General features: G+C 44.6%; 9 protein-coding genes and 7 tRNA genes. 2 read left to right on the top strand and 14 right to left on the bottom strand.

From position 1 onward, the window contains the following. Positions 1–96: 96 nt before the first annotated feature. Entirely contained in the window at positions 97–2,673 is a 2,577-nt protein-coding gene (leuS, locus tag CWO08_RS15330; protein ID WP_017068503.1) for a leucine--tRNA ligase, read from the bottom strand. A gap of 263 nt (positions 2,674–2,936) precedes the next feature. On the opposite strand from leuS, the gene CWO08_RS15325 reads away from it, so the two are divergent. Beyond that, entirely contained in the window at positions 2,937–3,407 is a 471-nt protein-coding gene (locus CWO08_RS15325) for a zinc ribbon-containing protein (protein ID WP_009848479.1), read from the top strand. A 134-nt stretch (positions 3,408–3,541) separates the two neighbouring features. Here the strand turns inward: CWO08_RS15325 and lnt are convergent, their stop codons facing one another. The 5 genes from lnt to miaB form a co-directional block, all read right to left on the bottom strand. Continuing rightward, positions 3,542–5,059: an apolipoprotein N-acyltransferase gene (lnt, locus tag CWO08_RS15320; RefSeq protein ID WP_102432278.1), complete on the bottom strand. Its 1,518-nt coding sequence runs from the start codon at positions 5,057–5,059 to the stop codon at positions 3,542–3,544. Between the two features lie 32 nt (positions 5,060–5,091). Further along, positions 5,092–5,982, bottom strand: coding sequence for a CNNM family magnesium/cobalt transport protein CorC (gene corC / locus CWO08_RS15315; RefSeq protein WP_012603382.1), 891 nt, complete (start codon positions 5,980–5,982; stop codon positions 5,092–5,094). Positions 5,983–6,102: 120 nt separating this feature from the next. Further along, positions 6,103–6,564, bottom strand: coding sequence for an rRNA maturation RNase YbeY (ybeY, locus tag CWO08_RS15310; RefSeq protein ID WP_048657923.1), 462 nt, complete (start codon positions 6,562–6,564; stop codon positions 6,103–6,105). Beyond that, the gene (locus CWO08_RS15305; protein ID WP_048663673.1) at positions 6,565–7,686 is read right to left on the bottom strand and encodes a PhoH family protein; all 1,122 of its coding nucleotides are present in this window, start codon (positions 7,684–7,686) and stop codon (positions 6,565–6,567) included. A 163-nt stretch (positions 7,687–7,849) separates the two neighbouring features. Continuing rightward, positions 7,850–9,274 carry a tRNA (N6-isopentenyl adenosine(37)-C2)-methylthiotransferase MiaB gene (gene miaB / locus CWO08_RS15300; RefSeq protein ID WP_012603385.1) on the bottom strand — a complete coding sequence of 475 codons (1,425 nt, stop codon included), beginning with the start codon at positions 9,272–9,274 and terminating at the stop codon, positions 7,850–7,852. 308 nt (positions 9,275–9,582) lie between these two features. On the opposite strand from miaB, the gene CWO08_RS15295 reads away from it, so the two are divergent. Continuing rightward, entirely contained in the window at positions 9,583–10,758 is a 1,176-nt protein-coding gene (locus CWO08_RS15295; protein WP_108020724.1) for a 2-octaprenyl-3-methyl-6-methoxy-1,4-benzoquinol hydroxylase, read from the top strand. Positions 10,759–10,827: 69 nt separating this feature from the next. On the opposite strand, the gene CWO08_RS15290 is transcribed toward CWO08_RS15295, so the two are convergent. The 8 genes from CWO08_RS15290 to CWO08_RS15260 form a co-directional block, all read right to left on the bottom strand. Next, positions 10,828–11,874 (bottom strand): lactonase family protein, encoded by a 1,047-nt coding sequence (locus tag CWO08_RS15290; RefSeq protein WP_102432281.1) that lies wholly within the window; start codon positions 11,872–11,874, stop codon positions 10,828–10,830. 157 nt (positions 11,875–12,031) lie between these two features. Then, positions 12,032–12,116: transfer RNA gene (locus CWO08_RS15285), tRNA-Leu, on the bottom strand. Positions 12,117–12,171: 55 nt separating this feature from the next. Continuing rightward, positions 12,172–12,248: transfer RNA gene (locus tag CWO08_RS15280), tRNA-Met, on the bottom strand. A gap of 50 nt (positions 12,249–12,298) precedes the next feature. Continuing rightward, a tRNA-Leu gene (locus CWO08_RS15275) sits at positions 12,299–12,383 on the bottom strand. 94 nt (positions 12,384–12,477) lie between these two features. Next, positions 12,478–12,552, bottom strand: a tRNA-Gln gene (locus CWO08_RS15270). Positions 12,553–12,582: 30 nt separating this feature from the next. Next, positions 12,583–12,708: transfer RNA gene (locus CWO08_RS24015), tRNA-Leu, on the bottom strand. A 94-nt stretch (positions 12,709–12,802) separates the two neighbouring features. Continuing rightward, a tRNA-Gln gene (locus tag CWO08_RS15265) sits at positions 12,803–12,877 on the bottom strand. A gap of 30 nt (positions 12,878–12,907) precedes the next feature. After that, positions 12,908–12,992, bottom strand: a tRNA-Leu gene (locus tag CWO08_RS15260). Positions 12,993–13,079: the final 87 nt, after the last annotated feature.

The following is a 13,079-nucleotide window of genomic DNA, read 5'->3' as shown; positions in this document are numbered from 1 at the left end:
AAATAAGTAGACAGGGCAATTAGCTCCCCTGTCTACAGACTGCTTTTGATGAATTAAGTTCGTTAATTCTTTAGCAATTGCACTGTACTAACGAAATTAGTTAGCAACGATGTTTAGAAGCTTACCAGGAACGAAGATAACTTTACGAATCGTTAGGCCATCTAGGAACTTCTTAGCGTTCTCATCGTTTAGACCAAGTTCACGAACTTGCTCTTCTGTCGCGTCAGCAGCAACCGTTAGCTTCGCTCGTAGCTTACCGTTGATCATTACAACGATAGTCTTCTCGTCTTCAACTAGCGCTTTCTCATCGAAAGTTGGCCATGTTGCTGAGTCTACGTTTGATTCACCAAGTGCAATCCACATTTCGTAAGAGATGTGTGGAGTCATTGGGTAAAGCATACGAACTACTGCTTTTAGCGCTTCATCAAGAATTGCACGATCTTGTACAGACTCTTGAGGTGCTTTCGCTAGCTTGTTCATCAGTTCCATGATTGCAGCGATAGCTGTGTTGAACGTTTGGCGGCGGCCAATATCGTCCGTTACTTTCGCGATAGTCTTGTGGATATCACGACGAAGTGCTTTTTGGTCGCCAGATAGCGCAGAAGCGTCAACAGATTCAGCTGCACCTTTAGAAGAATGAGCGTGAACCAATTTCCAAACACGTTTAAGGAAGCGGTTAGCTCCTTCAACGCCAGACTCTTGCCACTCAAGCGTCATGTCTGCAGGTGATGCAAACATCATGAATAGACGTACTGTATCAGCGCCGTACTTGTCTACCATCTCTTGTGGATCGATACCGTTGTTCTTAGACTTAGACATTTTGATCATGCCTGAGTGTTCAACTTCGCGGCCTTGATCGTCGACTGCTTTTTCGATGCGACCTTTACCGTCACGTTCAACCGTTACGTCAGTCGGTGCAATCCACTCTTTGGTGCCTTTTTCGTTTTCGTGATAGAACGCGTCAGCCAGAACCATGCCTTGACATAGTAGTTGCTTGAACGGTTCGTCAGACGTCACGTAACCAGCATCACGTAGAAGCTTGTGGAAGAAACGAGAGTAAAGCAGGTGCATACAAGCGTGCTCGATACCACCAACGTATTGGTCAACTGGTAGCCAGTAGTTTGCTTTCTCTGGATCTAGAATGTCGTCTGCTTGTGGTGAACAGTAACGTGCGTAGTACCAAGAAGACTCCATAAACGTATCGAACGTGTCAGTCTCACGTAGAGCTGGTTCGCCGTTGAACGTTGTCTCAGCCCAAGATTTGTCTGCCTTGATTGGGCTAGTTACGCCATCCATTACCACATCTTCAGGAAGAATTACTGGTAATTGGTCTGCTGGGACAGGGTGAACTTCACCGTCTTCAGTGGTTACCATTGGGATTGGAGCACCCCAGTAACGCTGACGAGATACACCCCAGTCACGTAGACGGAAGTTTACTGTCTTTTTACCTTTACCTTCAGCTTCAAGCTTCGCAGCAATTGCATCGAATGCTTCTTGGAACGCAAGACCATCGAACTCACCAGAATCGAACAATACGCCTTTCTCGGTGTAAGCCGCTTCAGACACATCTAGCTCAGAACCGTCTTCAGGTTTGATTACTGGGATAATGTCGATGCCGTACTTAGTTGCGAATTCGTAGTCACGTTGATCGTGAGCAGGAACCGCCATTACCGCACCTGTGCCGTAATCCATAAGAACGAAGTTTGCTACGTAAACAGGAACAACACGACCGTTAAGAGGGTGGATAGCCGTTAGGCCAGTATCCATACCTTTCTTTTCCATCGTTGCTAGTTCAGCTTCAGCAACTTTAGTGTTACGACACTCTTCAACGAATGCAGCAAGCTCTGGGTTGTTCTTCGATGCTTTCTCTGCAAGAGGGTGACCTGCAGCGATACCCACGTAAGAAACACCCATCAGTGTGTCTGGACGAGTTGTGTAAACTTCCAGTGGCGCTTCTTCGCCGTTGACAGCGAAAGACAGCTCAACACCTTCAGAGCGGCCGATCCAGTTGCGCTGCATGGTCTTAACCATTTCAGGCCAACCTTCAAGGTTGTCGAGATCGTCTAGTAGCTCTTGAGCGTACTCCGTGATTTTAATGAACCACTGTGGAATTTTCTTTTGCTCTACTGGAGTATCACAACGCCAGCAGCAACCGTCTTCTACTTGCTCGTTTGCTAGTACTGTTTGGTCGTTTGGACACCAGTTAACAGAAGATGTCTTCTTGTAAACCAGGCCTTTTTCGTAAAGCTTAGTGAAGAACTCTTGTTCCCAACGGTAGTACTCTGGAGTACATGTTGCGAATTCACGGTTCCAGTCGTAACCAAAGCCTAGAAGTTTAAGCTGGTTTTTCATGTACTCAATGTTTTCGTAAGTCCATGGTGCAGGCGCTGTGTTGTTTTTAACAGCTGCGTTTTCTGCAGGTAGGCCGAATGCATCCCAACCAATTGGCTGCATTACGTTTTTGCCTTGTAGACGTTGGAAACGAGATACCACATCACCGATGGTGTAGTTACGCACGTGACCCATGTGCAGTCGGCCACTTGGGTAAGGGAACATAGAAAGACAGTAGAATTTTTCTTTGTTTGGGTCTTCACTTACAACGAAAGTTTCGCTGTTATCCCAGTGTTGTTGAACCTTTTGTTCAATCTCTTGCGGGTTATATTGTTCTTGCATCGATGGTATCCGGTTATCTTGGAATTTGTGAGTTCGGTTAGAACAGAATCTTACAGATCGTCATAGAATACCTAAAGGAGCTGAGTACAACAATAGTTATACCCTTCATACTTGCAGTTGCTACCTAGTAGATTGTGTAATTTTCACTGAATTTCGCAGGGCAACTATACTTAAGAGTATGAATTGCATTTGTTTGTGAGCGGGAGTGCATTGCAGCGCACCCGTTTGCTCACTAAAAGGTTGGTTATCTTAAGGAGGTTGTTATGCCGAAGAAAAAAGCGCTCTATGAAGAAGTAGTCGAAGAGGTGATTGAAACGCTGAAGCATAGTCCTGAAGAGCTCAACAACAAAATCGAAACGTCAGGCAAGTATGCGAAAGCAGCCAACGACATGACCAAAGATGAACTATCGCTGATTTCTGCCTACGTGAAGTCGGACTTAAAAGAGTTTTCTGAAAGCTATGAAGAGAGTAAAAGTGGTCCATTCTATTTGATGATTGCAGACTCTATTTGGCAAGGACTGTTGGATATCACTGACCGCACTAAGGTGGAGTGGGTTGAACTGTTCCAAGATTTAGAACATCAGGGGCTGTATCAAGCGGGTGAAGTCATAGGCTTAGGAACCTTGGTATGTGACGAGTGTGGTCACCAAACTGAATATAACCACCCAACCAATATCATTCCATGCATTAAATGTGGTTCTAAAGGGTTTAGTCGTAAAGCCCTTAAGCCGTAAGCTCCTGAACCATAATACAGTATCAACGTAAAACCACAGCAATAAAAAGGGTTGACCCAGTCAGTCAACCCTCCAATCACCTTTCGTCGAATCTCGAATCTCGAATCTCGAATCTCGAATCTCGAATCTCGAATCTAGCTTTTTGGCTTTCTTATTAGCCAACCAATCACCAAGCTGAGCATCGCCCATATATACAGTGGCCAAGTACCTATTGTGTGATAAGGCGTTTGACCATCCGTTGAAATGAGTTCAGCTTTTAATACGGCCGTTTCAAACTGAGGCACTTGTTTGATGATGTTGCCTTTGTAATCTGTCACCGCCGTCACACCATTGTTGGTAGAGCGAATAAGCGGCTTACCAAGCTCCAGAGCCCGCATTTGTGCGATTTCCATATGTTGCAATGGCCCAATCGAACGACCAAACCACGCATCGTTGGAGAGCGTGAGGATAAAGTCAGTCTCATCAGTCACATTCTGTCTAACTTGATCATTAAAGATGATCTCGTAACACAACGCAGGCGCAAGATGACGACCGTTGGCCACGATGTTTGGTTGGATGAAATCACCACGACTGAACGAAGACATTGGCAAGTTAAAGAATGGTGCCAATGGGCGCAATATGTCCTCAAACGGTACAAACTCACCAAATGGCAGTAGGTGATGTTTATGATAGCGCTCGTCTGGATCGTAGCTGTATTCACCGTATGGGTTTACACCAAGTGAGAGAACGCTGTTGTAGTACTTCTTGTCTTCAGACTGATTCAGTACACCTGTGATGATTGAGCTGTTATTCATCTTAGCAGCGCTGTCTAAGTTGCGCAGAAAAGAGGGTATCTCGACTTCAAAAGCAGGAATAGCGGCTTCAGGCCAGATGATGATATCCGCATCCCAGTTTTCTCTGCTGAGGTCGGTGTATTTCATCATGGTCGGCCAGCGATGACTTGGTAGCCATTTACTGTCTTGATCGACGTTGCCTTGTATTAAAACGACTGACGTAGTTTTTTCCGGGTTCGGCGTGACCCAATCGATATTTCGAATACCAAAACCTGCGCTAAATACGACGGCGGGAATGATAGCGATACTCCAAGCCCTGTTAACAATCGCATAAGCGAATGCAGAGGCTGAAACAATGATCGCTAGAGTTACTAGCTCTACGCCGCCAATCGGTGCAAACGAACTTAATGGCGAATCGATTTGGCTGTAGCCCAACCAAAGCCAAGGGAAGCCCGTCATTACCCATCCACGTAGCCAATCACTGACTAACCACAATGCTGGAGCAGCGAGGAAAAAGCGGCTTAGATTATTAACAGGGAAGAACTTGTTCAAACTCCAGGTAAACAGACCTGAATAAACAGCTAGGTAGCCAACGAGCAATGCCATCAAAAATAGATTAGCCGCCAGTGGCATGCCACCAAAACCATCAATGCTGACGTATACCCAGCTGATACCTGTCGTGAATTGGCCTAAACCCCATGCGTAGCCAATCCAAAGCGCGCTTTTAGGAGAGCGGTTGTGGATCAGTAACAGCAACAAAGCTGGGCTGAGAATAGCAAGAGGCCATATGGAGTATGGAGCGAATGAAAGGGTGGTTATAGCGCCAACAAAAACGGCCGCAAGCGGCCGTAATAGGCGATGAATAAAGGTCTTAGTCATCTAATTTCTGTCATCTCTTTAGAGAGAAGTTGTTATTCTTCGATAGTCGGAAGAGGCTGTTCGTCAGGAATGGTTACCTGTAGCTGAATTACACGACGGTTATCTGCTGATGTTATCTTGAAATGGTAGTTTTCAATTTCTACAATTTCGCCACGAACCGGCAGGTGACCGAGTGCTGTCATAACCATGCCGCCTACTGTATCTACTTCATCATCACTAAAGGCAGTGTTAAACGTATCGTTGAACTCTTCAATAGTGGTTAAAGCTTTTACAGAAAAGGTATGCTTACTCAGCTTACGAATATCTAACTCTTCTTCATCGTCGAACTCGTCTTCAATTTCACCAACGATTTCTTCGAGGATATCTTCAATGGTTACTAGGCCAGAAACTCCGCCAAACTCATCGACAACGATAGACATGTGGTAACGCTCTTCTTGGAACTCCTTAAGCAGGCGATCAACTCGCTTACTTTCAGGAACAACTACGACAGGGCGAATCACTTGTTCGATATCAAATGGGGCACTTTCTGAACCCAAATACTTAAGTAGGTCCTTCGCTAATAGAATGCCTTCAACATGGTCTTTATCTTCACTGATCACTGGGTAGCGAGAGTGTTGAGCATCAGTAATAAGCGCAATCAATGTATCTAAATCATCGGTGCGTTCAACTGTAACCATTTGAGAGCGAGGCAGCATGATATCGCGTACTCGCATCTCTGAAATTTCCATTACACCCTCGAGCATGTCGCGCGTGTCGTGGTCAATTAGGTCATTAATTTCTGAGTCGCGGATTACATCCACGAGCTCTTGGCGATCTTTTACTTCACCTTGAAATAGTTGGCCTAGGCGTTCAAAGAAGGACTTTCTACTCGGACCTTCAGATTTTTTACTTCCCTCAGAAGTGGGGGGGTTACCTTCGTTCATGATTTCTCAAAAAATAACGCTATCAGAAGTGTGATAGCACACGTTACAACTCAGATTCCTGCGGAAATCACAGGTTCGATGAGTTATTGTTTCTCTGCAACCTACTTTACTAGAATCAATTTACTTTTCTAGAATATACGGGTCTTCAAACCCCATAGTTTGCATGATTTCTGTCTCGAGTGATTCCATCTCTTCAGCTTCATCATCTTCGATATGATCATAACCTAGCAGATGCAGACTGCCATGTACAACCATATGAGCCCAGTGTGCTAGCAGAGGCTTACTTTGCTCTTCTGCTTCTTTTTCGACAACTTGACGGCAGATAATGAGGTCGCCTAGCAGATCTAGCTCGATCCCTGGAGGAGCCTCGAATGGAAAAGACAGCACGTTAGTTGGCTTGTCTTTGCCACGGTATTCATGATTGAGCTGGTGGCTTTCTTGCGTATCAACGATACGAACCGTCAACTCAGCGTTCTCTTGAAACTGAGGAATTGTCTTGTCCAACCAAAGCTGAATATCTTGCTCAGTTGGAAGACCTTGCTCATTTTCGACTGCTATTTGCAGGTCTAGTTCAATAGACATCTATTTATCACCTTGTTCTGTAATCACAGAACTATTTTGTGTTGCTAATTGTGTCGTAACTGCCTGCTGAGCCTCAAGAAGTTTGGCTTCGCGCTCTTCACGTTTACGCTTTTCAAACTCTTTGCGCTCTTTCTGGTCTTTCGCTTCCCATTTCTCGTAGGCGTTGACGATACGAGCAACAACAGGGTGACGAACCACATCTTCAGACATGAAGAAATTAAAGCTGATGTCATCCACTTCACTCAGCACTTCAGTTGCATGACGTAGACCAGACTTCGCTCCACGAGGTAAATCGATTTGCGTAATGTCACCTGTGATAACTGCACGCGAATTAAAACCGATACGGGTTAAGAACATTTTCATCTGTTCTACCGTGGTGTTTTGGCTCTCATCAAGAATGATAAATGCATCATTTAGTGTACGGCCACGCATGTAAGCCAGTGGAGCGACTTCAATCACGTTACGTTCAATCAGCTTTTCAACACGCTCAAAACCGAGCATCTCAAACAGTGCATCGTAAAGTGGGCGCAAATATGGGTCGACTTTCTGGCTTAAATCACCCGGTAGGAAACCAAGCTTCTCACCGGCTTCTACAGCAGGGCGAGTCAGTAGGATCCGGCGAACCTCTTGGCGTTCAAGTGCATCAACTGCTGCTGCAACGGCTAAATAGGTTTTACCTGTACCTGCTGGCCCAATACCAAAGGTGATGTCATGGGTGACCATGTTCATTAGGTACTGTGCTTGGTTTGGCGTACGAGGTTTGATGACGCCTTTTTTAGTCTTAATGGTCACTTCTTTGCCGTAGTCGATTTCAGACTCGACGTGTTGTTCCAAAATGCCAGATTCGGTGACCGCCAGATGCACTTGCTCTGGTTCGATATCGATTATGTTGCCTTTAACTGGAGCCGTTTCAACATAGAGGTGTTTGATGATGTCTAAAGCAGCGGCTGCTGTGTGAGGCTTACCAACGATGGTGAAGAAGTTGCTTCGGTAATTAATCTCAACGCCAAGACGACGCTCAAGGTGCTTGATGTTGTCATCGAATGGTCCGCATAAGCTAGCCAAGCGCTTGTTGTCGGCTGGCTCTAGATTTATCTCTAAGGTAACGATTTTATTGCTCAAATTAGCCTCTCATTTTGTGCCACTCGCTCTTAAATAAAACAAAGAGCAAAAAGCCCGATTTAGACCGGGCTTTTGATTGTGATATCCCTATTTCTAAGATGGTCACTTAGTTAGGTAATTTCAAGCTTTGTGTTTGCGCTTTGTGCTCAAACAGTTGTATTGCCTACGGCGTAAATGTCGCTACACCTAGCTCGTCTTCACGTTTTGTTTTTTCCATCATTTCTGCTGGAGTCATAACAACGCGTAGACCCATGTCTTTTTCTGTGCGAACTAGCTCACCACGTAGTGAGTTGGTGTAAACCTCAGTGATCTTCACATCTACGAACTGGCCGATTAGGTCTGCAGAACCTTCGAAGTTCACAACACGGCTGTTTTCTGTACGGCCGCGAAGTTCCATTAGGTTCTTTCTTGATGGACCTTCAACAAGGATACGTTGCTCTGTGCCTAGCATTAGACGAGAGAAGCGCATAGCTTGTGTGTTTACCGTTTGTTGCAGTTCGTACAAACGATCTTTCTTCTCTTGTGCTGGTACGTCACATGGGTAATCTGCCGCTGGCGTACCCGGACGAGGAGAGAAAACAAAGCTGAAGCTCATATCGAAATCAACTTCTTTAATTAACTTCATTGTATCTTGGAAGTCTTGTTTAGACTCACCAGGGAAACCAACGATAAAGTCAGAACTGATTTGAATATCAGGACGAGCTTTACGCAGCTTACGGATAATAGACTTGTACTCGATAGCCGTGTGTGGACGCTTCATCATCGTAAGGATACGGTCACTACCACTTTGTACTGGTAGGTGAAGGAAGCTCACTAGTTCAGGAGTATCTTTGTAAACTTCAATGATGTCGTCACCAAACTCAAGCGGGTGGCTGGTTGTGAAACGAATTCGGTCGATACCATCGATAGAAGCAACAAGACGAAGCAGTTCTGCGAATGAACAGATATCGCCTTCGTGTGTTGGACCGCGGTATGCGTTTACGTTCTGACCTAGTAGGTTAACTTCACGTACGCCTTGCTCTGCAAGTTGAGCCACTTCGAACAGTACATCATCCATTGGACGGCTAACTTCTTCACCACGTGTGTATGGTACAACGCAGTAAGTACAGTATTTAGAACAACCTTCCATGATAGAAACGAATGCCGTCGCACCTTCAGCTTTTGGCTCAGGCAGGTTATCGAACTTTTCGATCTCTGGGAAAGAGATGTCCATTACTGGCTTTTCGTTAGACAGTGATGATTTAATCATCTCTGGCAGACGGTGCAGTGTTTGTGGGCCAAAGATAACGTCTACGTAAGGTGCACGTTGACGAATGTGATCACCCTCTTGAGTCGCTACACAGCCACCCACACCGATCACCACACCTTCTTTCTTATCTTTAAGCGTTTTCCAACGACCAAGCTGGTGGAATACTTTTTCTTGTGCTTTTTCGCGGATAGAACAAGTATTCAATAGTAGTACGTCTGCTTCCTCAGGTACTTCAGTTAGCTCATAGCCATTTGCAGCGTTAAGCAGGTCGGCCATTTTTGATGAATCGTATTCATTCATCTGACAGCCCCAAGTTTTAATTAGCAGTTTCTTACTCATTATATGTTCGCTCGATCGTTAGTTTAATTTAAGGGAGCAAATCGCCCATTATTCATCCGCTAGCTCCATATGTCATAATTCAGTATTCAGTTTTATGACAGGCTCTAGCGGCAAGCGGCGTATTGTACTGGTTTCAAAACCGACTGACTAGTAGTCTGAACAAATCTCTTATGTAGTGGTTTTTATTATCGTTAACGCCATATGCCATAAGGGATAACCCTTTTTTCGAATAAGGTTTTTGGTTACAAGTTAGTTATGAAAAAGTACAATCAAAAACAGTCAAAGAATCAAACTGATAAGTACAAAATATGAACAGTTACGATATTGTAGTAGTCGGTGGCGGCATGGTTGGCGCAGCAACAGCTATCGGTTTTGCAAAGCAAGGTCTGAGTGTTGCGGTAATCGAAGGTTTTGCCCCACAAGCTTTTGATGAGTCACAAACGATGGACATTCGTGTGTCAGCGATTTCTCAAGCATCGGTCGAGTTGCTTGAAGATCTTGGTGCATGGCAAAGTATTGCAGCGATGCGAGTGTGTTCATATAAGCGTTTAGAGACGTGGGAACACCCAGAGTGTCGTACTCGGTTTGATGCTGCATCACTGGACCTTCCTCGTTTGGGCTATATCGTTGAGAACAGACTCATTCAATTAGGTTTATGGTCTCAATTTGCTGAACACGACAACCTCGAATTGCTATGTCCAGAAAAGCTCGATGAGATTGAGTTTGGTGAAATCAATATCGTTAAGCTTCAATCTGGGGCTGAGCTATCCGCGAAATGGGTGATTGGCGCGGATGGCGCCAATTCAGCCGTTCGTCAACAAGCTGGTATCGGTATTACTGCTTGGGACTACCGCCAGCACTGTATGCTTATCAACGTAGAAACCGAGCAGCCTCAGCAAGATATTACTTGGCAGCAATTTTTACCAAGTGGTCCTCGTTCATTTTTGCCTTTGTGTTCTCTAACCTCTGACGGTCAAGAAATCGGGCAGGGGTCATTAGTTTGGTATGATTCTCCACTGCGTATTAAGCAACTGTCAGCAATGACCCCTGAAAAACTACGTAACGAAGTACTTTCTCACTTTCCTAAAGAGTTAGGTGATATTAAAGTCTTGAATTCGGGTTCTTTTCCTCTGACACGACGTCATGCTCAATCATATTCGAAGAATAACTGTATTTTAGTCGGGGACTCTGCACATACGATCAACCCATTGGCAGGGCAGGGTGTTAACTTAGGCTTTAAAGATGTATCAGTACTGTTGGATGTCACCAACGAAAAGGGTGAATTGAATCAGTTTGTAGCAAGACGTTATGAAGTGATGAGAAGAGGCGACAACCTAATGATGCAGAGTGGCATGGATTTTTTCTACAAGACATTCAGCAACGACATTGGTCCGCTCAAGTTTGCACGTAATGCTGCGCTAAAATTAGCAGAGAACTCTGGGCCGATTAAAACCCAAGTATTGAAATACGCCTTAGGCCTTTAATTTATTAGTTCAGATTATCTATATAGAGAAGGAGAGCAGATGCTCTCCTTTTTTGTTTGGTGCTGAGTGCTATAACTGCTGTGTAACGCAAACCGGTGCATCGATCTCTAAAGAGTATCCTGTATAAACCAAAGACCCATCCTCATTATTTCGTTTGAATGAGGTGATGTTATTGGAGTGTTGGTTTGCTGCGATAACCCATCGTCCGCAGTCAGTAATATGAAAATCGCGAGGGAAGTTGCCTTCAGTATTATAGCTATCAATAAAAATAGGCATTTTTGTTGTAGGCTCGATTCTGAAGCAACTGATCCTTGATTGGTGTCGACAAGATACATAGAGGAATTGCTCATCCGGCGATAGTTTTATCGCAGCCGTAGCTTCTCCTTTCTCCATATTGGGAAGCGCATCAATTTCTTCTACGATATTCCATACACCCAAAACCTTTTCCAACATAAGTATTGATTCAGAGAGCTCGCAGATCACATAGGCTCTGTCTTCTGCTTTGTTAAAGATTAAATGGCGAGGTCCATTGCCAGCTGGCACTTTAATAGACTGCATAGGCCCGTCTAGAAACTCTTCCTGTTCTTCATCGAAGCAATAGAAGTTGATTCGATCGGTGCCGAGATCGACAGTCACAAACTGTGGCGAGTTTTGTAAGAACAGACATTGGTGGGCGTGCGGGCTAGTTTGTCTCTCTTTGTTTGGCCCGGAACCAACCATCTTGATTGTTTTGAGGCGCTTATCGATGTTGCCATTGATACTTAAGCTAAAAATATCGAATGTGCCTGATGAGTATTGCGACGTGATAGCAAACTTATTGTGTGGATCTATCGTGATGTGACAGGGGTGACCGCCAGCGATAGTACCGAAGTTCTTAACCGTCTTTGAGTTAGGGCTAGGAATATGAATCAGCTGCGGCTGTTTTGGCTGATCAATTTCAGACGCGGTATAGATGCCAAGTTTTGTCGCTACGACAAAAGACGGGTTAGTGCACTCTGCAACGAGCTCTAAAGGTAATAGCTTTCCGCTTTCCAAGTCTAATTGAGCCTGATATACGCCTTGGCTTTTACTGGGAGTGTCTGTGTAGCAACCGAGCGTTAGAGTGAGGTTTTTCATAGGGAAGTCATACTCAATTAGAAAATGGAGCAGACATTGTCTTATAAAAAAGTCATGAAGTGATTAGATAGAGAGAAATACTTGGTGACGGAGTTATCAGATTTACATATTCCAGATAAAACAAAACCCAGCTAAAAAGCTGGGTTTCATTCAATGATGGTGCGGTCGGAGAGACTTGAACTCTCACACCTCTCGGCGCCAGAACCTAAATCTGGTGCGTCTACCAATTCCGCCACGACCGCAGCAAATCTTTGTAGTCATATCGAATATTGGTGCTTCAATAAGACATTGTATAAGTGGTGGCTACTGCGGGATTTGAACCTGCGACCCCATCATTATGAGTGATGTGCTCTAACCAACTGAGCTAAGTAGCCATAATAAATCTAATAGATTCATTATTTGTTCTCTAATTAAAGAGAAATAATGGTGCGGTCGGAGAGACTTGAACTCTCACACCTCTCGGCGCCAGAACCTAAATCTGGTGCGTCTACCAATTCCGCCACGACCGCAGCAAAGCTTTATAGTTATATCGACATTGGTGATTCGATGTAACGTTGTGCTCTTAGTTAACTACTTAAGTAATAAAACAAAGAGTTTAAATAGTGGCTGGGCTACCTGGATTCGAACCAGGGAATGCTGGCATCAAAAGCCAGTGCCTTACCGCTTGGCGATAGCCCAACAATGATATCATTTAAGATATCTAAATAATGGTGCGGTCGGAGAGACTTGAACTCTCACACCTCTCGGCGCCAGAACCTAAATCTGGTGCGAACTCTCACACCTCTCGGCGCCAGAACCTAAATCTGGTGCGTCTACCAATTCCGCCACGACCGCAGCAAAGCTTTATAGTTATATCGACATTGGTGATTCGATGTAACGTTGTGCTCTTAGTTAACTACTTAAGTAATAAAACAAAGAGTTTAAATAGTGGCTGGGCTACCTGGATTCGAACCAGGGAATGCTGGCATCAAAAGCCAGTGCCTTACCGCTTGGCGATAGCCCAACAATGATATCACTTAAGATATCTAAATAATGGTGCGGTCGGAGAGACTTGAACTCTCACACCTCTCGGCGCCAGAACCTAAATCTGGTGCGTCTACCAATTCCGCCACGACCGCAGCAAATCTTTATAGTTATATCGACATTGGTGATTCGATGTAACGTTGTGCTCTTAGTTAACTACTTAAGTAATAAAACAAAGAGTT

This window comes from Vibrio sp. 10N.286.48.B8 (assembly GCF_003050085.1).
Taxonomy (GTDB): domain Bacteria; phylum Pseudomonadota; class Gammaproteobacteria; order Enterobacterales; family Vibrionaceae; genus Vibrio; species Vibrio crassostreae.
Note: the sequence above shows the minus strand (reverse complement) of the source record. Positions and strands in the feature narration are given on the sequence as shown.